Here is a 22,671-nt window from a genome sequence, read left to right as displayed (position 1 = left end):
TTTATTCCGCGGTCGTGAGCAGCCTGGCGCCGCCGGCCGCCTGGACCGCCAGGCTGCCGAAACGGATGCCGGCCCGAAGGCATATCTCTTCCGAGGCTCCATTCAGCCAGGCGTTGATGAATCCGGCATTGAAGGCGTCGCCGGCACCGGTCGTATCAATGACCGGCACGGTCTCGGCCGGCGCATGCAGCATCCGGCCGCTTGACATCACCCAGGCGCCTTCAGCGCCACCCTTCAGGACCACCAGTGGAAAGGCGAGCGACAGCTTGCGGATCGCAACCTGGGGATCGGCCGAACCGGTGATCGCCTCCGCTTCCTCCAGGTTCGGCAGGAAGAGATCGACGCCCTCGCAGGCGCGAAGCAGGCCGCGGTCATAGATCAGGGTCGCATCCCAGCTCGGATCGAGCGAGACGGTCAGCCCCCTTTCCTTGGCGCGGGAGACGAGGTCGGGGATTTCATGCAGTGTCGCATACTCGGCAATGTGAAGATGGCATGCCTCCTCCCAATCGAGCGCGGCATCAAGCGTCGCGGGCAGTGCCGGCCCGGCCCGGCGGGTGAGGAAGGCCCGGTCCTGCCCGACGACGGCGGCCACGGTAATCTGCGGGCCGGCATCCCCGGCATGTTCGACGAAACGCAGGTCGACCCTGCTCTCGCGGAGCTGTGCCTCGACACCGGCTGACAGCGAATCCATGCCAATCCGTGCGGCGAGCGCCACCTTGCGCCCGGCATGCGCCATATGCGCTGCGGCGATGAAGGCGCCGCCGCCCGCCGCGATCTCCATGCCACTTGCAAAAAGCTCGCGCCCCAACACCGGCAGGTGATCGAGGCCCGTGAAAATAAGGTCGCAATAGACCCGCCCGATGCTGAGCACCGCGGATCTAGTCTCTGTATGCGTCATCATGAACGGCCCAGAAATTTCTCTGTGCTGGCATCGAAGAGGTAAAGGCTGCCGGGCGCGGCTTCGCAGGTGAACTCGCTGCCGACGGCCGGTATGGATTTGTCCCGCGCCGTCGCTATCACCGAGGCGCCGGCAATGTCCAGATGAACCAGTGTTTCAGGTCCCAGTGGCTCCACGGCGGTTACCGTTCCCGTCAGTCTGAAGCCATCGCTGTCTACTGTCTTGGCATGGGCGATCAGGTCGTGCGGCCTGACCCCGATCAGGATATCGCCTGCGGAAGCCATGTCCACGCCGGAGCCGTTGCGCCTGCCGCGCACGAGGTTCATCGACGGGCTGCCGATAAAGCGGGCGGTGAAGACGTCCACCGGGCTTTCATAGAGTTCCGACGGCGTGCCGACCTGCAGGATATTACCGTCCTTCATCACCACGATCCGGTCGGCCATGGTCATGGCTTCGATCTGGTCGTGGGTGACATAGACGGTGGTGGTCTTCAGCCGTTGGTGCAGGCGCTTGATCTCGATGCGCATCTGCGAGCGAAGCTGAGCGTCGAGGTTGGACAGGGGCTCGTCGAACAGGAAGGCGGCCGGATCGCGCACCATGGCGCGGCCGATCGCGACGCGCTGGCGCTGGCCGCCGGAAAGCGCGGCCGGCCGGCGGTCGAGCAGGGCTTCCAACCCGAGGATCTTGCCCGCTTCCTCGATCCGCTTGTCTTTCTCGGCCTTGCTGAGCTTCGACGTGTAGAGGCCGAAGCCGATATTCTGACGCACCGTCATATGCGGATAGATCGCATAGTTCTGGAACACCATGGCGATGTTGCGTTGTTTCGGCTCGCGCTGGTTGACCACCGCATCGCCGATCTTCAGCGTGCCGTCCGAAATCTCCTCAAGGCCGGCGATCATCCTGAGCGTTGTCGATTTGCCGCAGCCGGACGGGCCGACGAAGACGACGAATTCGCCATCGGCGATCGAAAGATCGATGCCCTTGACGGCTTCGACCTTGCCGTAGCGCTTTACGAGTTTTTCAAGTTCTATCGTCGCCATCAGCGGGCTCCCGTAAGCGCGGTGAACTTTTCTTTCAATTCCGCAGCAGCAGCGGCCTCATGATCGGCAGCTTCCTTCGCCGCAGCTTCGAAGAGCGCGAGCTTTTCGCGATAGGCCTTGAGCGCATCCTGCATCGGCTCGAGTGCCGGGCCGCCGAATCGGGCGCGCACGGCGACGAAATGTTCCGGCGAGACGATCTCCCTGAACTTCGCGAGATCGACCGAAGGCTTGCGGCCTACCGAATGTTCGAAGGCCTTGAGAAAGGGCTCGTAACCGTCATTGGTAAGATCGCCCTTGGCGGCGACGACGCGTTTCGCCGTCGCTGCGGCAATCTCGTGCGCCTCGCGGAAGGAGAGGCCTTCGATCCGCACCAGCGAGTCGGCAAGCTCGGTGATGGTGATGCAGGATCGGCGGATGTTCTGGTCGACGCGCTCCGGGTCGATGCTGATCTGGCTGATCAGGGCTGCCAGCAGATCGAGCACGCGCGAGGCGGAGGCGAAGGCCTCGTAGCCCATGCCCTGCGTCTCGCCTTCGCTGTCATTCATGTCGGTGAAAGGGGTGTTGTGCATCACGTCGAGCACGGTCCGCGCTCGCCCAAAAGTCTGGCTGGCGAGATGGCGCAGATGCTCGATCGGCACCGGATTGCGCTTCTGCGGCATGATCGAGGAAATCTGCACCAGCGCGTTCGGCACGTAGATCTGGCCCACTTCGAAGCTCGTCCAGAACTGGAAGTCCTGGATGAGGCGGCCGAGATGCAGGAACATCAGCTCGATGGCCGAATAGGTGGCGGTCGTATAGTCGACCGCCGCGATACAGGAATAGGAGTTGCGCAGCGGCGCGGAAAAGCCGAGCAGTTCGGCGACGCGGGCACGGTCGATCGGGAAGCCCGACGTGGTGATCGCCGCAGCCCCCATGGGCGAGAGGTCGACGATGCGGCGGGCCTCGGCAAAGCGCTCGATATCGCGGATCAGCACTTCGATTGCCGCCGAGAGATAATGGCCGAAGGTCGTCGGCTGGGCGGGCTGGCCATGTGTATAGGCAACGATCAGGGTGGATTTCTCGCGCCCGGCCGCATCGATCATCGCGGCAAGCAACAGCCTGGTCTTGCCCATCAGCACGTCGATCTTGTCTTTCAGGCCGAGCTTGAAGAGCGTGTGGTCTATATCGTTGCGGGAGCGGGCGGTGTGCAGCCGGCCGGCGATGTCGACGCCGATGCGGGCCTTCAGCTCCTTCTCGATCAGGAAGAAGAAGTCCTCCACTTCGCCGGTATAGACGAGTGTCGAGGGATCGATCTCCCTGTCGATCGCTTCCAGTGCATCGGCGATCTTGCCGGCAAGGTCCAGATCAAGGATGCCGGTCTCGACGAGCATCACGAGATGGGCGCGGTCGATGCGGCGGAAACCGTCGACGTGATGGCTCTTGGCGCCGTCGAAGAGCGGCTTGAGCACGGTCTCCTTGTAGACCGGATCGGGGAACTTGCTGGTGTCGGAAAGGCGTGGGTTGATGTCCGCCATGGCATTATCCTTTCAGGCCCGCCAGCATGACGCCGCGGACGATGTAGCGCTGCAGGACGAGGAAGACGATGAGCGTGGGAATGGTGGCGATCGCCGCCCCCGTCATGATCATTTCCCACTGGATCTGCTGCTCCACGGCAAAGCTCGAAAGCCCGACCGGCAGCGTATAGAGTTCCTTGCTGGTGGTGACGATCAGCGGCCAGAAGAAGGCCGTCCAGTTGCCGAGGAAGGTGAAGATGGCGAGCGCCGAGAGCGCCGGCGTGACGAGCGGCATGGCGACCTTCCACCAGATCTGGAATTCGTTGAGACCGTCGACGCGGGCCGCCTCGATGAAGTCGTTCGGCACCGTTTCGAAGAACTGCTTCATCAGGAAGGTGCCGAAAGCGGTCATCATGCCGGGAAACATGATGCCCCAATAGCTGTCGAGCCACCCGAGCTGGCTCGACATCAGGTACCACGGGATGACCAGCATCTCGGTCGGGATCATCAGCGTCGAGAGGATGGCGAGAAAGATGAAATAGCGGCCGCGGAACTCGAACTTGGCGAGCGTATAGCCGACCAGGCTGTCGAAGAAGCAGTTGGACAGCGTGACGATCGTGGCGACCAGCATCGAGTTGAAGAACCAGCGCATGAAGCGCCCGTCCGCCAGAACGGCGATATAGTTGGCGAGCGTCGGCGCGGCAGGGATGAGGCGCAGGTCGTAGACCTGGTCGGCCGTCTTCAGCGAGGTGGAGAACATGAAGGCGAGCGGCGAGACCATGATCAGCCCGCCGATGAAGAGCAGTGTCCAGGCAATGATCCTGCCGGGGCGGACATCGGCCTTGTAGAGCGGCGGGGAGGGTGCAGCGTCGCTCATTTCTTTTCCCTCAGGATGAAGAGCTGCAGCAGCGATACGACAAGCAGGATGGAGAAGAGCACCACCGTCTGCGCCGCGGCATAGCCCATGGCATAGGAGTTGAAGGCTGTCTGGTAGATCATAAGCACCAGCGGCTTGGTCGACCCCAGCGGCCCGCCGGGGTCGTTGGTGGTCATGTTGTAGACTTGGTCGAAGATGCGCAGGAAGCCGATCGACGAGAAGACCACCAGGAATACGGTCGTGGGTTTGAGGAGCGGCAGGGTGATCTTGCGCAGGATCGCCCATTCGCCGAGGCCGTCGATACGGGCGGCCTCGTAGAAGGTGGTCGGGATGGCGCGAAGCCCGGCCATGAAGATGATGATCTGGAAGCCGAGACCCGCCCATATGGCGGTGATCATGATCGAATAGAGCGCCTGGTCCACGGAGCGGATAAAGGGCTGCTGCGGAATGCCGAGCATGCCGAACACGTCGTTGATGATGCCGATCGGCGGCGGCTGGTAGAACCAGCGCCAGACCCAGGCCATCGCCGCGGCGGTCGTGAGATAGGGCAGGAAATAGAGCGCCCGGATGAAGCCGTGCATGAAGCGCACGCGGTCGAGAAAGAAGGCGATCGTGAAGGAGAGCACGAGGCTGATCGGCATACCGATGATCAGGTAGGTGAAGGTATTCCGGAACACCTTCCAGAACTGCGGGTCCTTGAACAGCTTGGTATAATTGGCGATCCCGATGAATTTCGCCGGCCGGAGCAGGTCCCAGTTGGTGAAGGACAGCCAGAAGGCTTGCGCGGTGGGATAGAAGCGGATGACCGCATAGAAGAGGATAGGCAGAACCAGGAATCCCCAGACCCAGAGAAGCCGCTTCGTCCGCATGGAAAGGCGGTCCCCAAAGGATATCCCTGGAGATCCGCCGGGACGGCCGGATGCCGTCCCCCGCTGTTCGATCGATGCCATGACCGGCTCCAGGGATTACGGCTTGGCCGAGTCGATGATTTCCTGCTCGGCCTGCGCCGCTTGGCTGATGGAATCCTCGACGGATTGGCCTTCGAGCAGCACGCGGTTTGCCATGTCGATGGCATTCTGGCGCTGGGCGGCTTCATCTAGGAACAGCGTGGTATGGGCGTATTCCAGGCCCTTCAGGAATGGTCCGTAGATCGGGTCCTTGAGGTTCGCTTCGGTGAGAGCGGCGGAACGGCGTGCCGGCAGTTCGCCGACCGTCTTCAGCCAGATGTCCATGGCTGCCGGAGAGGAGATATAGGCCAGGAATTTCTTGGAGGCTTCGAGTTCCTCGCCCGTGGTCTTGGCGCCGATGCCGTTTGCGAAATAGCTGGCATAATTGGAGCGCACGCCCTCGGCATTGGCGGGCAGTTCGGTCACGCCCCATTCGAAATCCTTGATGGTCCGGAAGGAGCCGAGGCGGAACGTGCCGTCGATCGTCATGCCGGCCTTGCCGCCGCGGAAGGCGGCCTGGCCTTCGTCCATGAAACCGGCCTGACCGATCTTCTTTTCAAGCTGCAGGCTCGTGTAGAATTTCAGCGCCTTGATGCCAGCCTCACTGTCATAGGCAACCTTCTGGTCGTTGTCGGTATAGGGAACGCCGCCGAACTGGCGGATCAGCACCTCGCGCCACCATTGGTGGTCCTGGCCGCCCATGTCGAGCGTGGAGCCGGCCACCGTCAGGTTGCCCGCGGCATCGTGCTTGGCGATCTTCTCGGCCGCGGCGACATATTCATCGAGCGTTTTCGGCGGGTTGTTCGGGTCGAGGCCGGCCTCTGTGAAGAGCTTCTTGTTGTAGAAAAGGGCGAGCGAGCGAACGGCCGTCGGCAGTCCGTAATAGTCGTCGCCGCGCTTCATCGCGGTCACGATCGGGAAGAACTCGCTCTCGATCTTGTCATGCGGGAAGGCGTCGGTCGGCAGCGGCTGCAGGATGCCGCCGGCCGCAAACTTGTCGAGCCAGCCATAGAAGAGCTGCATGACGTCCGGGCCGTTGCCGGACATGTTGGCGGCGATCACGCGGGTCTGGTAATCGGCATAGGGGAAGGTGACCTGCTTGACGGTGATATCCGGATTGGCCTTCTGGAACTCGGCGATAAGCTGGTCCATCGCCTTCACGCGCGTATCGAACACATATTGCCAGTATTCGATTTCGACCGCCTGCGCGGCGTTGAATGCGAACGTGCTGAAGCCGGCGACGAGACCGGCGAACAAGGTTGCCTTGCGCATGTGAGCCTCCATTTGCCCCGCCGGGTCCGCCGGTCTTGGGGTTTGATTGTTCCCTGCATTCGGCCGCATTGCGCGATCCGATGCGTTTTTTGGTTTCCGGAAGGATCGCTTCGATGCCTCCCGTTTGAAGTGCTGCGACCCCTTCGCCTCAGCCCTTTCCTTACGGTTCCCCGACTGAGGCCGTTTGTCAATAAGATAATTTACTTGAATTATTCTATTGCCGGAAACCGATTTCCGGCGCTATGAATCGCCTGGAACGGAAGGTCGGCGACATGACGATACACACGATCGGCACGCACCCGGTGGCCATCGGCAAGAACCCCGAACGAAGCCGCGATCACAACCGCCGCGTCGTGCTGGATGTGGTGCGCCGGCACGGTTCGCTTGGACGCGCCCATATCGCCAAGATCACGCAGCTCACCCCCCAGGCCGTTGCCAATATCGTCGACGAGCTGGTGGGCGAGGGGCTGCTGATGGAAATGGGACGCCTGCGTTCCGGGCGCGGCCAACCGCCCATCCAGTTTGCGGTGAATCCGGAGGGTGGCGCGACGATCGGCGTGGAAATCGCTGCCGACCGCATGGTCACTGTCGCCCTCGATCTGTCCGGCAGGCTAAGGGAGAAGCGGATCACTTCCCTTAAGGACACGACACCGGAGCATATTCTTTCGGCCTTTACGTCGGAACTTTCGACCGTCGAGAAATCTGTGGGGTCGAAATTGCTTGGCACCGGCGTCGTCATGCCGGGCCCCTTCGAGATCGACGGCATGACGTCGGTCGGTCCGACCACGCTTCCCGGCTGGGCCGGCCTCGATGCGGCGCAGGCGCTGGGCGAGGCCTGCGGACATACGGTCGTGGTCGAAAACGATGCGACCGCCGCCGCCGTCGGCGAACGCCTGTTTGGCGCGGGGCTGACGATATCCAATTTCTGCATGATCTATTTCGGCGTCGGCATCGGGCTGGGGATCATTCAGGACGGCGCGCCCTATCGCGGTGCCTTCGGCAATGCCGGCGAAATCGGCCACGTGACCGTCGTTCCCAAGGGACGACCCTGCCCTTCCTGCGGTCAGCTCGGCTGCCTGGAAGGTTACGCCTCCGTCTATGTGCTGAAGGAGAAACTTGGCTGCGCCGGTATCCCGGAATGCGAGTTCGCCGATATCGAGAGGCTTCATGCCGCAAATCATCCGGTCGTGGAGGAGTGGGTGGACGAGGCTGCCACCTATCTCGGCCCGATGGTGGCGATGCTCGAAAACATCCTTGACCCGCAGACGGTGATCCTGGGCGGCGCGCTTCCGGACGTCGTCATTGACGATATCATCACCCGCCTGGGCAACAACCTGCCCACCTCGGTCGCCAGCCGCCGCCAGCGCGCCCTGCCGCGCGTGCTGCGCGGAAAGACGGGCCAGTTGACGGCCGCGCTCGGCGCTGCGGCCCTTCCGCTTTTCGACATGGTGACACCCAAGCTCGAGACTTCGCTTGCGGGGCTTGCCGATATTCCTGTCTGACATATTGGGAGAAGATTTCATGCTGACCGCCCGCGAACGCATTGAACGGCAGATGGCCGATCCCTCGCTCGTCCGGCTCCATCGCAAGCTTTCGCGGCTGAAAGCGACGGTCACGATGATGAACACGGGGGCGCATCCGGACGACGAGCAGAACGGCATGCTCGCCTGGTTTCGCCTCGGCCTCGGCATGCGCGTCATCATCGCCTGTTCGACCCGCGGCGAGGGCGGCCAGAATGCGCTGGGTCCTGAGCGGCTCGGCCCGCTCGGCGTGCTGCGCTCCCGCGAACTTGAGGAAGCGGCCCGCGCGATTGACTCGGATGTTTCCTGGCTTGGCCATGGTCCATCCGATCCGGTCCACGATTTCGGCTTCTCCAAGGATGGCGACGCCACGTTCATCCGCTGGGGCGAAGCCCGCACGGTGGAGCGTCTGGTGCGCGCCTACCGCATGGAGCGGCCGGATATTGTCATTCCGACATTCCTCGATGTGCCGGGCCAGCACGGCCATCACCGTGCCATGACGCGGGCCGCCGAGGCGGCGATTGCACTCGCCGCCGACCCCAATGCCTATCCGGAGCATTTCGCCGAGGGCCTGAGGCCCTGGCAGGTCGCGAAATATTACCTGCCGGCGTGGTCGGGAGGCGGTGACACTTACGACGACGAGGTGCCGCCGCCGGATACGACCGTGACGGTGCTGGCGGAAGGCCGCGAGCCTGCGACAGGTGCTGAATACGACCGGATCGGCGAATGGTCGCGCTATTATCATGCCTCCCAGGGCATGGGGCATTGGCCGAAACGGCCGGAGCGGCAATGGGAGCTGCATCTGAAGCTCTCCGCCGCCGGTTCGGTGGCTGAACAGTCCGTTCTTGAAAACCTGCCGACTTCGCTTTCAGCGCTTGCCGATTTTTCCGATCTTCCGAGCGATGCGGCGAATGCGTTGCGATCGGCGGATAGTGCGATTGCGGTGGCCATTTCGGCCTTTCCGGATCGCGATGCAATCATCAAGGCGCTGGCCGAAGCGGCCGGCTGGCTTGACATTGTTGCTTCCTCCGCGCCGGAAGAATTCATGGCCCTGCATGGCCACCGTATCGCGCGCAAGCAGATGGAAGTCGATGCGGCGATCCTGGATGCGGCTGCAGTCTTCGAGCGCGCCTATGCCGTGCCTTCCGTCATATCGCCCGGCGGTGCAGCGATACTCACCGTCGAACTCGGGGAAGGCGCTTCGGATCACAAGGTCGATGTCGTTCCGGTTCTGCCGGCCGGTGTCTCGTCGTCCGTTCAGTCGTTCACCCATGACCGGCTTTTCGCGCTGACCGCCGCCTCCGACGCGCCGCTTTCCGATCTTTACCTTCCCGCCTGGTCGGCGATGGGCGGCAATGGCCATGCGCATGTAAAGGTCTCGGCCGAAATCGCCGGCCGGACCGTTACCGGCACCTTCGATCTGGAAGAACCGTTCGCGGTCGCACCTGCTCAGTCGCTGACCCTGCTGCCCGATGCGCTGGTGGTTCCGCTCGGCACGAAGCAGACCGAATGGCTGGTCAAGGCGGATATCTCCGGCGTCGACGCGCCGGTCTCCTTCAGGACGCCGGCCGGCTGGACGATGAAGAAGGCCGACGGCGACTGGATCGCGTCCGCGACCGATGCCGTCAGGCCCGGCCTCGTCGAAATCGAACCGCAGGTCGATGGCCGCCCTGCCTTCCAAGTCACGCCGATCGCCTACAGGCATATCGGCCGCGCGAGCTTCCGCGCCCCGGCGATGCTGAAAATCCTCTCGCTCGACTTGAAGCTACCGGAAGGCGCCCGCGTCGGCTACGTGGGCGGCGGAGCGGATCGCGCCGGCCTGTGGCTCGCCCGCATGGGGCTCGACGTCACCGAACTCGATGCGCAGGCGCTGTCCGGCGATCTTTCGCGGTTCACCACCATCGTCGTCGGCATCTTCGCCTTCGGCATCCGCAAGGATCTCGCCGCCGCGACTGGCCGCCTGCATCGCTTCGTGGAAGAGGGCGGCCATCTCGTCACTCTCTATCACCGGCCGACCGACGGCTGGAATCCGGAGGAAACGCCGGTCCGCCGCATCGATATCGGCTCGCCCTCGCTGCGTTGGCGCGTCACCGATCCGCGCGCCGAAGTTGCTGTGCTTGCGCCGGAACATGTCCTCCTGAAAGGCCCCAACGTCATCGGCCCGGAAGACTGGCAGGGATGGGACAAGGAGCGCGGGCTCTATTTCGTCTCCCGCTGGGATGACGCCTACGAACCGCTGCTCGCCATGCATGACGTCAACGAACAGCCGCTGAAGGGCGCGCTGATCTCCGGTGCGATCGGCAGGGGGCGTCACACTCATACTAGCCTCGTGCTGCATCACCAGCTCGACAAGCTGGTCCCCGGCGCCTTCCGGCTGATGGCGAACCTCGTGCAGCCGGCGTGAGCACGGAAGGGGCGATAGAAACAGACCAGGAGCAGGCATCAAACGCCCGCATCGGGATCGGCTGGCTGCTGCTCGACATGACACTGGTTTCCGGCGGCATGACGGCATTGGTCAAGGCGCAAGGGGCAACCTACCCGGCGTTCCAGCTCGTCTTTATCCGGGCGATGATCGGACTTCTCTTCATCCTGCCGCTCATCTGGCACCATCGGGAGGAGATGGTCCGCATCAAGCACCCATGGCGGAATATTCTCCGCATCTCATGCAATGCGATCGCGCTCACCAGCAATTTCCTGGCGATCACCATGCTGCCGCTCGCCACGGTCAATGCCGTCGGCTTTTCGCGGCCATTGATTACCATGGCCATGGCGGTCGCCTTGCTTGGCGAGACGGTGAGCCGTATCCGCTGGCTTGGCGCGGCCGTAGCCTTTGGTGGCGTATTGATCGTCATGGCGCCGGGCACCGAGAGCTTTGATATCGAGGTCCTGGTTGTCCTGATCTCTGTCGTCTTCGGTTCGCTGGCAATTATCCAGACCCGCGCGCTGAAGGATGAGAATACCACCGTGATGATGGTTTTCTACACGGTCGGCCTTGCCGTCATCACCGCCGTGCCGGCCATCTTCACATGGCAGCCGGTGGCTCGGTTCGACTGGCTTCCGCTGCTCGGCATCGGCTTTCTCGCCCAATTGGGACAATACTGCTTCCTGCGGGCCTACCGCATCGCCGATGCCAGCGTGCTGGCGCCGGTCGGCTACCTCTCGATCGTATTCGTGACGGTCGTCGGTTACGTCTTCTTCGGCGAGGTGCCGGAGGTTCGGGTGGTGGCCGGAGTGGTCATCATACTTGCCTCGCTTCAAGGAGCAGCTTGGCTTGAGCAGCGCCGCGCTCGTGCTGTGCGCAAGATGATGTGAACCAATGTGAGCGGGATCAGACCCTCGTTGTCGAACTTTCTGCCGGCCTTGTCGTTACAAAGAGACAAGGAGGCGCCTATGGCCGCTCTATTCGTCATTCTTTCCTGCGTCACGGTTCTGGCCGGCGTATTTACGGTCGTCATCAGGCAGATGGCTGATGCCCATCGGCAGCATTATCGCGATGAAATGGCAGCCAATAACCTTGCATACGCCCGACAGCGCGAGTTTGACGATAAGGGGTCGCGCAAGGTGCGGCTGTCGCGTGGCGTTGCAACCTCCCGAAAGCCCACGCCCCGACTGCCGTCAGATCATTCGCACTCTGTGCTGACGATGTGACGGTTTTTGTCTTGAAGCACGCGCTTCAATTCCCGCTGAAAGGAATTTATTGAGAGGAAAGATTTGGTGGAGCTAAGCGGGATCGAACCGCTGACCTCTTGCATGCCATGCAAGCGCTCTCCCAGCTGAGCTATAGCCCCATCAGGGTGGTCCGGCATTTTCCGGTCCTGGGAAACTCCTAGGCGCTGCGCCTCGCGGAGTGGCGGCTTATTACTTCCGGTTTTCGGAGAGTGCAAGCCGAAATTTGTCGGCCCGGCAACTTTTATTGAATTGCCGGGCCTTGGTGTGGAATCCGATCAGACTTCGTCGTCGTCGCCGGTGACGCCGATAATGCCCGACATATCGTCGTCTTCATCGTCTTCATCGGTTTGAAGGAAGGTATCGTCGTCGTCATCGCCGAGATCGACATCGTCGTCGCCGATATCCGGCAGGTCATCGCCGCCGGCGGCCTCGTCGCCTTCTTCGAGCGAAACGAGTTCGACTTCCGGATTTTCGGTATCGACTTCCTGGACGTCCTCTTCCTCGGCCTGTTCCATCTTCACAGCTACGCTGTTTTCTTCGAAGAAGGAGAGCGGCCAGGACTTGCCGGTATAGGGGGAGACCACCGGGTCGCGGTTCAGGTCATAGAACTTCTTGCCGGTATCCGGATCGGTGCGTTTGGTTCCGAGTTCCGCTTTTGCCACAGTCAGAGCCTCATGAGGGATGGCCGAGTAGATCGGCGCGCCGCTTGGAAAGCGGCTCTATTGGGTGAAAAACTAAGCCGGTCCCCATAAGGCTTGTACCCCGTGATGTCAAAGACAAACTTTCATGGATTGCATCAACGCGTCCCCGGTGACCGTCCGGCAGCTTTATGATAGTCACCCCGTCAGGATGGAAGGAAGCCGCCCATGTATCAACCGCCGCATTTTCGAGAAGAAGACCTGGGCACCCAGCATGCATTGATCCGCGCGCATTCGCTCGGCCTTTTGATTACCTCCGGCAATTCCGGCCTCATTGCCAATCCGGTGCCATTCCATCTGGATGCCGATGCCTCGGCAAAGGGAACGCTGAGGCTGCATCTTGCCCGCGCGAACGGCCAGTGGAAGGATATCCGAGACGGAGCGCCGGTTCTCGCTGTTTTCCAAGGTGCGGATTCCTATGTTACGCCCTCATGGTACCAGACCAAGCGCGAGACCGGCAAAGTCGTGCCGACGTGGAATTACGCGATCGTCCAGGCAAGAGGGCCCGCCCGGGTTATGGAGGATGCCGATTGGCTGCTTGCCCAGATCAATGCCATGACCAACCAGCATGAGGGCAAGCGCGCCTTGCCTTGGTCGATAGGCGATGCGCCGGAAGATTTCATTCGCGCGCAGCTGAAGGGCATCGTCGGCGTGGAGATTGAGATCGCCGAGATCGAAGGCAAGTGGAAGGTAAGCCAGAACCGCCCGGTCGCCGATCGCAAAGGTGTTGCGGCGGGGCTTGATGAAATGCCCGGACAGGACGATATGGCGGAACTCGTCCGCCATTATGGCGCAGCGCGCGAAGCTTGAGTTTGGGAAATTGACGTCTGGAATGATCATCGCTATCGACGGACCCGCCGCCTCCGGCAAGGGCACGCTTTCCCGCCGCCTCGCAGAAGAATACGGCTTTCACCATCTCGACACCGGCCTCACCTACCGTGCCACCGCAAAGGCGTTGATCGATGCCGGTCTGCCGCTCGATGATGAAAAGGTCGCCGAGAAAGTGGCAAAAGGCGTTGAACTGGCGGGGCTTGATCGCGATATATTGTCCAGCCATGAGATCGGCGAGGCGGCCTCGAAAATTGCCGTCATGCCTTCCGTCCGCCGGGCATTGGTCGAGGCGCAGCGTGATTTCTCGCAAAGAGAGCCGGGAACGGTGCTGGATGGCCGGGATATCGGAACGGTCGTCTGCCCGAATGCGCAGGTGAAGCTTTACGTGACCGCTTCGCCGGAAGTGAGGGCGAGACGTCGTTATGACGAGATTCTCGCCAAGGGCGGCATGGCGGATTATGCGGCGATTTTCGCCGACGTGAAGAAGCGTGACGAACGGGATATGGGCCGCGCCGATAGCCCTCTGAAGCCTGCCGAGGATGCGTACTTGCTTGATACGTCGGAAATGAGTATAGAGGCCGCGTTTCAGGCAGCGAAGGTTGTCATCGACGCCGCCTTGAAGATGACTTGACGATGTGAGCCGGTTTGCGTCCGGCTTCGTCTTTGAGAACCCGCTTGACGCTCGGTCCCCGCGCCGGATTGGCCTCTACAGAGGAGGCGGACCTGATGCTCAGGCATGTGTAACACGAACCACCGGCGCATACGTGCCTGTTTAGAGGCACTCTAGGAGATTTCATGGCAGTATCTAACCCCACGCGGGAGGACTTCGCAGCCCTCCTCGAAGAGTCCTTTTCCAAGACCGACCTTGCTGAAGGCTATGTCGCCAAGGGCATTGTGACGGCGATCGAAAAGGACGTCGCGGTTGTTGACGTCGGCCTCAAGGTCGAAGGTCGCATCGCGCTGAAGGAATTCGGCGCCAAGGGCAAGGACGGATCGCTGAAGGTCGGCGACGAAGTCGAAGTTTATGTCGAGCGCATCGAAAATGCACTCGGCGAAGCGGTTCTCTCGCGCGAGAAGGCGCGCCGCGAAGAAAGCTGGGTCAAGCTCGAAGCCAAGTTCGAGGCCGGCGAGCGCGTTGAAGGCGTCATCTTCAACCAGGTCAAGGGTGGCTTCACCGTCGATCTCGACGGCGCCGTTGCCTTCCTGCCGCGTTCGCAGGTCGACATCCGTCCGATCCGCGACGTCACTCCGCTCATGCACAACCCGCAGCCCTTCGAAATCCTCAAGATGGACAAGCGTCGCGGCAACATCGTGGTTTCGCGCCGCACGGTTCTCGAAGAGTCCCGCGCCGAGCAGCGTTCTGAGATCGTTCAGAACCTCGAAGAGGGCCAGGTGGTCGAAGGCGTCGTCAAGAACATCACCGATTACGGTGCGTTCGTCGACCTCGGCGGCATCGACGGCCTGCTGCACGTTACCGACATGGCGTGGCGTCGCGTCAACCATCCGTCGGAAATCCTGTCCATTGGCCAGCAGGTCAAGGTTCAGATCATCCGCATCAACCAGGAAACCCATCGTATCTCGCTCGGCATGAAGCAGCTCGAGTCGGACCCGTGGGATGGCATTGCCGCCAAGTATCCGGTCGGCAAGAAGATTTCCGGTACCGTCACGAACATCACCGACTACGGTGCATTCGTCGAACTGGAACCGGGCATCGAAGGCCTGATCCACATCTCGGAAATGTCCTGGACCAAGAAGAACGTTCACCCCGGCAAGATCCTGTCCACCACGCAGGACGTTGACGTAGTCGTTCTCGAAGTCGATCCGTCCAAGCGCCGCATCTCCCTCGGTCTCAAGCAGACCCTCGAGAACCCGTGGCAGGCATTTGCCTACAGCCACCCGGCCGGCACCGAAGTCGAAGGCGAAGTCAAGAACAAGACCGAGTTCGGCCTGTTCATCGGCCTCGAAGGCGACGTCGACGGCATGGTTCACCTCTCCGACCTCGACTGGAACCGCCCGGGCGAGCAGGTCATCGAGGAATACAACAAGGGCGACGTCGTCAAGGCCGTCGTTCTCGATGTGGACGTCGAGAAGGAACGCATCTCGCTCGGCATCAAGCAACTCGGCCGTGACTCGGTCGGCGAAGCAGCCGCTTCCGGCGACCTGCGCAAGAATGCCGTCGTTTCCTGCGAAGTCATCGCCGTCAACGATGGCGGCATCGAAGTGAAGCTCGTCAACCACGAGGACATCACGTCGTTCATCCGTCGCGCCGATCTTTCCCGCGACCGTGACGAACAGCGTCCGGAGCGTTTCTCGGTCGGTCAGGTCGTCGATGCCCGCGTGACCAACTTCTCCAAGAAGGATCGCAAGGTCATGCTGTCGATCAAGGCTCTGGAAATCGCTGAAGAGAAGGAAGCCGTCGCTCAGTTCGGTTCGTCCGACTCGGGCGCTTCGCTCGGCGACATTCTCGGCGCGGCTCTGAAGAACCGCAACAACGCCGAGTAATCGACGTCTTGCAGAAATTGAAACCGCCGGATCGAAGGTCCGGCGGTTTTTTCATGCCCTTCCAGCTGTCGTCCTCGGGTTGAGACCCGAGGATCAGGTCCATCCGGCCATACGCCAGTAAAGATCGTTGGCCCGGCCGGCATCCTCGTCGGTCGTGTCCTCGCCTGTTTCCTCGTCCTGATCCTCGGTCGACTTGTTCTCGTGAAACGCCTGGTCCTCGGGCGAATGCTGCTCTTCACCATCCTCGTCGGTTTTCGATATTTCCCGCGTCTTGCGTTCTTCCGGGTCCTTTTCCCGCTCTTCGGGCGGATAGGGGACAAAGGGCAGGGGAATGCCCTCACGCAGCGGTATTGGCAGGGGGAGGGCGAATTGTTCCGGGAACTGCGACGCACTGGCGGGCTGGCCGCTTGTGTTCGCCTGGGGGAGGGCCGGACGGGTCGCCGGAGCCGGAACGTCCGGTTCCGAGAGGCGGGGCGCGGCAGGCCTCGGCAAACGATCGGCTGCGGCTTCTTTGGTGAGCGGATCAGGTCTTGCAGGGGATTGGCCGTCGGCCCGTTCCTCCAGTTCCTGATGCTCCGGCAAAGGCCTCGCTGCGGGTGGCAGCGGTTCCAGGAGTTCGCTGTTGCCTTCCGCGAAGACCTCGGCAAGCCACTCGGTCATGGCTGCAGGCGTCGCCTTGTTCGATATGACTGAAAGATGCGTCTGTTCAAGGTTTCGCTGCGAAAGACGGGCAAGTGCCGGGCCGTCATAGATAGCAGACGAGGTGCGTCCTTCAATCGAAGCAGGGCGTGCGTTGTTCCCTTCGCCGTTCCCGGGACGCCGTGCCGTGGGCGGAGTTTCCGGCGTCTCCTCCGCCAGGCCCGCAGAGAGATCGGGGCGGTCGCCTTCTGCAACTTCCGCCGCGGCCTCCTGCTCGACCGTAGCTGCTTTGGCGACCTCGCCTTCAGCATTGTTTTCCGCGTGCGGCACGCTTTCCTCGGGCAATGCGGAGGTCGTGATTTCCGTATCTGTCGAGAGCATGCTCGATTCGGGAGCGGAAAGTATCTCGTCCGCCTCAATGGAAGCCGCGGCGGCCTGCTGTGCTGACGCCTCGCCGCTACCGGTGGCCTTCGTACCGATATTGTCGCGTTGACCGGCTGGAACGCTGCTGGCGTCATCTGACGGCGGCGCCGAAGCCGCGACCGACTCTGCCCCGGACGAAAAGTTCGTTCCGACAGTCTGATCGGGCGGGACCGGGATGGTATTGGCAGGTCGCGACGGCGGGTTGAGTACCTGCTCAGTCCCGGCATTCTGGCGATAGGAACTGACGACCGCTTTGGCGGCGAGATCGCGATCGAGCAATTGAGCGGTTTCCATCCGCAAGGCGAGCCGGGCCGCATCCGGCCCTGTGGGATTGGTGAGAATTTCGGCCAGCAACCGCAGCGAAACACCCTTGACGAGCTGATTGAGCATGCGCTCGAGCACAGCACGTTCAGCCGGATTCATCGCTTTGACCGCTTCCGAAAGACGCCTGGCATAATCGAGCAGGGCTTCCCCCTCACGGCGAGGAACTCTGATCAGTTTGCCGATGGTCTCCGCGAAGATCGAGGCACCCTGCGCGAGCTGGATCTGGGCCGAAAGCGAGAGAATGTCCAGCCTGCCGCCTGACAGGGACGAGGACGCGATGGTCTCGGCATTTGCGGAATTGTTGGCGACATTGATGCGCTGGCGCAGGGCCAGCTGCTGCGATGGGTTCTGGTATTCGATGAATGAACTTAACGTGGCACGAACCGGAGGCAGCATTGTCCGCTCCATGTCTGATTGTGACGACAGGACAGTTCGGCCACGCGATTGTGTGTTTTCGCAACGGAACGGCGTTGCGACCGTAACGCCTCATGGCGTTCCCAATGCCGATAGCTGGCAATCAATCTCCGGCAAAAAGGTTAACGTCTCGCTAACATGCGGGCGAAGAATGATCTTGGACGGCACAGTAAGCGGACAGTCCGGATTATTGCGGGATCACGCGGCCAGTTTCTTTTTCAACAATTCATAAATGCCGATCTCGTCCACGCGGACCGGCAGGATTCCGCCAACCGTGGTTGCCTCGACTGCCTGGCCTTCGAGCAGCGTTTCCACGGCATCGGCGGTGAATTCGCTCGCGGGCGCCTCGCCGGCAACGAGGATCTTGCTGGTCTGGTTCTGATCTTCCGCAGAAGTTGCCTCGTCGACGGCCGGAGTGTCGCCGCCCGGCTCGGACGAATCGGAAAGAGCGACCTGCTCGGCTGCAGCGGCAAACACGCTCAGCAGCGTCTGCGTGTCGACGGAAGCAGCGTCGGTTTTGCCGTCGCCGCCCACGTCCGCTCCATCATTTTTGTTCGTCTTCTCGATGACGTCTTGGACCTTCTGGACGTCTTCGAGCTTCTTGCCGGCTTCCGCGGCCTCGATGTCTTCCAGGCGCTCGGCGCGGGTTTCCTCGTCCTCGACGCGAGTGGGATCGTAACCCTGCGGGCCGAGCTTCAATTCTTCCAGGGTCTTCGGATCGGCAACGTCCTCAAGCCGCTGGACCACGCGGTCGACTTCCGCCCCGAGCTTGCCGCCATTGGCCTTTTTGGTGAAGGCGTCCATCAGGCGCTGGTTGTCGTCGCCGTAGGGATTCTGGATTGCCGCCAGCAGCGTCTTGATGGAGATGCCGATATCCTTGAGCCCGAGATCCTCCTCCAACTTGCTGATCTGGCTCAGATCCATCGGCTTGAGCAGATCTTCAAGCGCTTCGCCCAGCCGATAGTTCGAGCGGGCCTCGTCGGTATCGAGGCCGAGCTTCTTGGCCAGGCGGTCGATGAGATCGATCTTCAATTCGTTGGGATCTGTGCGGTTGGTGCCGAACAGCGCGGAGGTAATCTTCTCCCTGGCGCGCTTGGCCTCCTCGCTGGCGCTGACCCGCGCCTCCGTGACCGGATCGCGTTCCTTGCCGGACCGTTCGGCTTCCTCTTCCTTGCGCTGTTCCTCGATGCTGTCGAGCATCGATTGCATCACGTTGGTTGCCGCAAGTCCGTAGGTCTGCTGTGTTGGAAGCAACATGCCCGATTATCCGGTCTCATTGAGAGATATGCCGGAGGCGACGATAGGTTTCGAAGGTTAACGAATTATTGCCGGCTGATTAGGACTTGTCCCAACGAGAGTTGGAGGCCGCGGCTTGAGGACCAGCGTGACCAGCACAAAACTGACGTAAAGAAGCAGGTACCAGGATCCGAGCTTGCCGAATGAAACCACATGCCAGGTCTTCTGCGTCGGATAGATCCAGGTCCCGGTCAGCGTGCCGATGTTCTCCGCAACCCACAGGAAGGCGGATGAGAGGAACGCTGCCACGACCAGCGGCATACGCAGTGTCGTCCGGTCTATCGTGAAATGGATGTCGACGCGCCGGAAGACGACGACAGTTGCTGCGAACAGAAGATAACGCAGATCCGGCAGGTAGTGATGACTGAAGAAATGGACGTAGATCGCGATCGCCAGCAATCCGGTGAGCCACATCGGCGGATAGCGGGTGAAACGCATGTCGAAGATGCGGATCGTGCGGGCCATGAAGGAACCGACGGAGGCATACATGAAGCCGGAAAACAGCGGCACGCCGGCGATCTGAATGATCGCGGGTTCCGGATAGGCCCATGATCCCATATGCACCTTGAAGATTTCCATGACGGTGCCGGTGACGTGATAGACTAGGATCACCTTGGCCTCGTCCCAGCTTTCCATCCTGAAGCGCAGAAACAGGAATTGGATTGCCAGTGCAGCGATGAACAGGAAATCGTAGCGGTAAAGCGCCCAGTCCGGCTGCCAGACGAACTTGGTGACGAGCAGCAGGGTGAGCATGATCGCCGCGAACAGGCAGGCCCAGGCCTGTTTCAGCCCGAAAAGGATGAACTCGGAAAGCCACCAGGGAAGTGGCGCCAGCGCACCGCGAACGAGAAGGCGCAGCGGTTCGAGATAAGGCCCCGTCTCATGCGCCTGAGGACGTTCTGGGAAACGCCGTTCCATCAGCTGTGGGCGAAGATGTCCGTCTCTTCCCAACCGAGCAGGTCAAGTTTTGCCCGGGTCGGTAGGAAGTCGAAACAGGCCTGGGCAAACTCGAGGCGGTTGTCGCGCACGAGCCGCTCGTTCAGTTTATCGCGCAGTGCGTGCAGGTATAGCACGTCGGAAGCGGCATATTCGAGCTGCGCCGGCGAGAGTACCTCTGCAGCCCAATCGGACTGCTGCTGCGCTTTCGATACGTCGATATCGAGCAGTTCCTTGAGGTTGTCCTTGAGGCCGTGCCGGTCGGTATAGGTACGTGTCAGGCGCGAGGCGATCTTGGTGCAGAAGGCGGGTGTCGTGGTCACCCCGAATGTTTGAAACAGAACGGCGATATCGAAACGGCCGTAGTGGAAGATCTTCTGCCGGGATGGATCGGCAAGCATGGCGACAAGGTTCGGCGCTTCTCTTTGGCCTGCAGCGATGCGGATCACGTCGGCGGAGCCATCGCCCGGCGAAAGCTGCACGACACAGAGCCGGTCGCGGCGCGGAACGAGGCCGAGTGTTTCCGTATCGATGGCGATAGCACCCGTGTAGCGGGCTGCATCAGCCGCCGGAATATCGCCTTCATGATATCGAATCTCTGCCATGTCCGTCTCCGTCGCCTATGTTCGGCCATCCGCTATAGACCACGTTTTTCGCCAAGGATACCGTCATCTTCGGGAGGGGGAGGCCCGGACCGCCGAAAAGCCTGCTGCCGAGCGAGAAGTTCAAGCCTGAGCAAATGCTCAGCTTTGCGCTCAATGCATTGCTGCATTGCAACAGAATGGATTGGCACGCTTAATCGATTATCCTATATCAATGGGCATCGAGCGACGCACTCCTCCTCCCAGTGTCGCTTGATACGGATCGACAACACCTCCTCCTCCCAGTTGTCGATCAAGTTTAAAGCCTGGCGCATCCTCCTCCCGCGCCAGGCTTTTCTATTTTTAGCCTTCTCCTCCGATACCCTTTGATCGACACGTTGTTGCGTCGGACGGACTCGTCCGGGTCTGCCGAACGATATGGCGATAACGTCACGTGCGTGTCACGGGCCGCCGATATAGCAATCCTCGCCTTCCCTTTTGAACTTTTCGTGAGGTTTACTATGCGCAAGCTTTTTGCTGCCCTGGTCGTTTCGACCGCACTCGCCGGTGCTGCCCAGGCCGCTACCGTCTATCCGCTGGATCGTGCGACGATCCTCGCCGGCTCCCCTTTCGACTTCAAGGTTGAGTTCAGCAGCGTCGTGAAGCCGGAGGACGTCAAGATCACCGTCAATGGCCAGGACTACAAGGCCGTTCTCGGCAAGGATGTCCAGTTCGTCGCCGAAGAGAAGGTGAAGGACAAGGTTGCCGGCTCTGCCGTCATCCTGCGCGGTCTGACGATTGCCAATGCAGGCGACTACAAGGTTGAGGTTTCCGCAGGCTCCGAAACGAAGAGCGTTACCTGGAACGTCTATAACACCGGTACGACCCCGAAGGCGAAGAACATCATCTTCATGCTTGGCGACGGTCTTTCCGTGGCGCACCGGACTGCCGCTCGCCTCATGTCCAAGGGGATGACCGAAGGCAAGGCCAACGGCCGCCTCAATATGGACGATCTCGATCGCATGGCCTTCATCGGCACCTCGGCAGCCGACTCGATCACCACCGACAGCGCCAATACCATGTCGGCCTACATGACCGGGCACAAGGGTGCCATCAATTCGCTCGGCGTCTACGCCGATCGCACCGCGGATACCCTGGACGATCCCCGCGTCGAGACCATCGGCGAGGCGCTGCGCCGCCAGACGAAGAAGTCGATCGGCATCGTTGCTACCTCGGAAATCGAAGATGCAACGCCGGCAGCCATCGTGTCACATACCCGTCGCCGCGACGACAAGGCAGAGATCGTCGGCATGATGCTCGACGTGAAGCCGGACGTTATTCTTGGCGGCGGATCCGCTTATTTCCTTCCGCAGGCGACGAATGGCTCCAAGCGCAAGGACGACAAGGACTATATCAAGATGTTCCAGGATGCAGGCTACAAGCTTGCGACCGACAAGAACGAACTGGCCGCCGCCACGAACGCGGACAAGATCCTCGGCCTCTTCCATACCGGCAACATGGATGTGGCCCTCGACCGGGAAATCCTCAAGAAGGGCACCGTCGGCAAGTTCCCCAATCAGCCGGGCCTCGTCGAAATGACGAAGACGGCGATCGATCAGCTCTCGAAGAACCCGGAAGGCTTCTTCCTGATGGTCGAGGCCGCCAACATCGACAAGATGACGCATCCCCTCGACAATGAACGTGCGGTCGTTGACACGATCGAATTCGATCAGGCGGTCGGTGTGGCCAAGGATTTCGTCGCCAGGAACCCGGATACCTTGCTCGTCGTGACCGGCGACCATACGCATGGCATCACCATTGTGGGCATGATCGACGATGATGCTGAAGGAACCGAAATGCGCGAGAAGGTCGGCGTGCGCGGCTTCCCGAACTATGTCGATGCCAACAAGGACGGTTATCCGGACAGCGTCGACGTGACGAAGCGTCTTGCCATGTTCGTCAGCAACTATCCGGACCATTACGAGACCTTCCGCCCGAAGCTCGACGGTCCGTTCAGCCCGGCTGTTCAGAACGACAAGAAGGAATACGTCGCGAACGAGGCGTACAAGGATGTTCCCGGCGCAGTCTTCGTCCAGGGCAACTTGCCGAAGGATGCGAGCTCGGGCGCCCATACGGTCGATGACGTGGTGCTGCAGGCAACCGGTCCCGCTTCGGAGAACTTCAAGGGCTACATGGAGCAGAGCGACGTCTACAAGGTCCTCGCCGACGCCTTCGCGCTCGGCGTGAAGCAGACGAACTAGAATGGCAATGGCGGCATGCCCATTTGGCGTGCCGCCTGCCGCTTCCTTTG

The 22,671-nt window shown here is 61.3% G+C and carries 19 protein-coding genes and 1 tRNA gene; 8 read left to right on the top strand and 12 right to left on the bottom strand.

What is annotated here, in order from left to right; all coding sequences use genetic code 11:
- Window position 1: 1 nt before the first annotated feature.
- The 6 genes from JL39_RS14555 to JL39_RS14530 are packed head-to-tail and all read right to left on the bottom strand — an operon-like array spanning window position 2 to window position 6,539.
- Complete coding sequence (locus JL39_RS14555; protein WP_037151718.1) at window positions 2-901, bottom strand: PfkB family carbohydrate kinase; 900 nt, start codon at window positions 899-901, stop codon at window positions 2-4.
- Window positions 898-1,938, bottom strand: coding sequence for a sn-glycerol-3-phosphate ABC transporter ATP-binding protein UgpC (gene ugpC / locus JL39_RS14550; RefSeq protein ID WP_037151715.1), 1,041 nt, complete (start codon window positions 1,936-1,938; stop codon window positions 898-900). Before ugpC ends, JL39_RS14555 begins: the two co-directional genes overlap by 4 nt.
- Window positions 1,938-3,452: an argininosuccinate lyase gene (gene argH / locus JL39_RS14545; RefSeq protein WP_037151711.1), complete on the bottom strand. Its 1,515-nt coding sequence runs from the start codon at window positions 3,450-3,452 to the stop codon at window positions 1,938-1,940. The genes ugpC and argH overlap by 1 nt, the downstream gene beginning before the upstream one ends.
- 4 nt (window positions 3,453-3,456) lie before the next feature.
- Window positions 3,457-4,308: a carbohydrate ABC transporter permease gene (locus tag JL39_RS14540; protein ID WP_037151707.1), complete on the bottom strand. Its 852-nt coding sequence runs from the start codon at window positions 4,306-4,308 to the stop codon at window positions 3,457-3,459.
- The gene (locus JL39_RS14535; protein ID WP_037151704.1) at window positions 4,305-5,258 is read right to left on the bottom strand and encodes a sugar ABC transporter permease; all 954 of its coding nucleotides are present in this window, start codon (window positions 5,256-5,258) and stop codon (window positions 4,305-4,307) included. Before JL39_RS14535 ends, JL39_RS14540 begins: the two co-directional genes overlap by 4 nt.
- 15 nt (window positions 5,259-5,273) lie before the next feature.
- Complete coding sequence (locus JL39_RS14530) at window positions 5,274-6,539, bottom strand: extracellular solute-binding protein (RefSeq protein WP_081952845.1); 1,266 nt, start codon at window positions 6,537-6,539, stop codon at window positions 5,274-5,276.
- Window positions 6,540-6,799: 260 nt separating this feature from the next.
- Here JL39_RS14530 and JL39_RS14525 point away from each other — a divergent pair, with 260 nt between their 5' ends.
- The 4 genes from JL39_RS14525 (at window position 6,800) to JL39_RS14510 (ending at window position 11,695) form a co-directional block, all read left to right on the top strand.
- Window positions 6,800-8,029 carry an ROK family protein gene (locus JL39_RS14525; RefSeq protein WP_037151891.1) on the top strand — a complete coding sequence of 410 codons (1,230 nt, stop codon included), beginning with the start codon at window positions 6,800-6,802 and terminating at the stop codon, window positions 8,027-8,029.
- A 19-nt stretch (window positions 8,030-8,048) separates the two neighbouring features.
- Window positions 8,049-10,451, top strand: a complete 2,403-nt coding sequence (locus JL39_RS14520; RefSeq protein WP_037151698.1) for a PIG-L family deacetylase — start codon at window positions 8,049-8,051, stop codon at window positions 10,449-10,451.
- Entirely contained in the window at window positions 10,448-11,359 is a 912-nt protein-coding gene (locus tag JL39_RS14515; protein WP_037151696.1) for a DMT family transporter, read from the top strand. Before JL39_RS14520 ends, JL39_RS14515 begins: the two co-directional genes overlap by 4 nt.
- Window positions 11,360-11,437: 78 nt before the next feature.
- On the top strand, window positions 11,438-11,695 hold the full coding sequence (locus JL39_RS14510) for a hypothetical protein (RefSeq protein WP_037151693.1): 258 nt from the start codon (window positions 11,438-11,440) through the stop codon (window positions 11,693-11,695).
- 64 nt (window positions 11,696-11,759) lie between these two features.
- Here the strand turns inward: JL39_RS14510 and JL39_RS14505 are convergent.
- Window positions 11,760-11,835, bottom strand: a tRNA-Ala gene (locus tag JL39_RS14505).
- A 156-nt stretch (window positions 11,836-11,991) separates the two neighbouring features.
- Window positions 11,992-12,378 carry a TIGR02300 family protein gene (locus JL39_RS14500; RefSeq protein ID WP_037151690.1) on the bottom strand — a complete coding sequence of 129 codons (387 nt, stop codon included), beginning with the start codon at window positions 12,376-12,378 and terminating at the stop codon, window positions 11,992-11,994.
- A 204-nt stretch (window positions 12,379-12,582) separates the two neighbouring features.
- On the opposite strand from JL39_RS14500, the gene JL39_RS14495 reads away from it, so the two are divergent.
- The 3 genes from JL39_RS14495 (at window position 12,583) to rpsA (ending at window position 15,747) form a co-directional block, all read left to right on the top strand.
- The gene (locus JL39_RS14495; RefSeq protein WP_037151688.1) at window positions 12,583-13,224 is read left to right on the top strand and encodes an FMN-binding negative transcriptional regulator; all 642 of its coding nucleotides are present in this window, start codon (window positions 12,583-12,585) and stop codon (window positions 13,222-13,224) included.
- A 22-nt stretch (window positions 13,225-13,246) separates the two neighbouring features.
- Window positions 13,247-13,876 carry a (d)CMP kinase gene (gene cmk, locus JL39_RS14490; protein ID WP_152601135.1) on the top strand — a complete coding sequence of 210 codons (630 nt, stop codon included), beginning with the start codon at window positions 13,247-13,249 and terminating at the stop codon, window positions 13,874-13,876.
- A 164-nt stretch (window positions 13,877-14,040) separates the two neighbouring features.
- The gene (gene rpsA / locus JL39_RS14485) at window positions 14,041-15,747 is read left to right on the top strand and encodes a 30S ribosomal protein S1 (RefSeq protein WP_037151685.1); all 1,707 of its coding nucleotides are present in this window, start codon (window positions 14,041-14,043) and stop codon (window positions 15,745-15,747) included.
- A gap of 93 nt (window positions 15,748-15,840) precedes the next feature.
- Here rpsA and JL39_RS14480 read toward each other — a convergent pair whose 3' ends face one another.
- The 4 genes from JL39_RS14480 to JL39_RS14465 form a co-directional block, all read right to left on the bottom strand.
- Window positions 15,841-17,529 carry a hypothetical protein gene (locus JL39_RS14480; RefSeq protein WP_037151684.1) on the bottom strand — a complete coding sequence of 563 codons (1,689 nt, stop codon included), beginning with the start codon at window positions 17,527-17,529 and terminating at the stop codon, window positions 15,841-15,843.
- Window positions 17,530-17,745: 216 nt separating this feature from the next.
- Window positions 17,746-18,804: a hypothetical protein gene (locus tag JL39_RS14475; protein WP_037151683.1), complete on the bottom strand. Its 1,059-nt coding sequence runs from the start codon at window positions 18,802-18,804 to the stop codon at window positions 17,746-17,748.
- A 57-nt stretch (window positions 18,805-18,861) separates the two neighbouring features.
- Window positions 18,862-19,761, bottom strand: a complete 900-nt coding sequence (locus JL39_RS14470; protein WP_052182870.1) for a DUF817 domain-containing protein — start codon at window positions 19,759-19,761, stop codon at window positions 18,862-18,864.
- A complete protein-coding gene (locus tag JL39_RS14465; protein WP_037151681.1) occupies window positions 19,761-20,384 on the bottom strand; it encodes a ribonuclease D in 624 nt (207 codons plus the stop codon). The genes JL39_RS14470 and JL39_RS14465 overlap by 1 nt, the downstream gene beginning before the upstream one ends.
- Before the next feature lie 497 nt (window positions 20,385-20,881).
- Here JL39_RS14465 and JL39_RS14460 point away from each other — a divergent pair, with 497 nt between their 5' ends.
- Window positions 20,882-22,621: an alkaline phosphatase gene (locus JL39_RS14460; RefSeq protein WP_037151680.1), complete on the top strand. Its 1,740-nt coding sequence runs from the start codon at window positions 20,882-20,884 to the stop codon at window positions 22,619-22,621.
- The last annotated feature ends 50 nt before the right edge of the window (window positions 22,622-22,671 follow it).

The organism is Rhizobium sp. YS-1r, assembly GCF_000757525.1.
GTDB classification, from domain to species: domain Bacteria; phylum Pseudomonadota; class Alphaproteobacteria; order Rhizobiales; family Rhizobiaceae; genus Neorhizobium; species Neorhizobium petrolearium.
The sequence above is the reverse complement of the archived record's forward strand: the minus strand, read 5'-3'. Positions and strand labels throughout refer to the sequence as shown.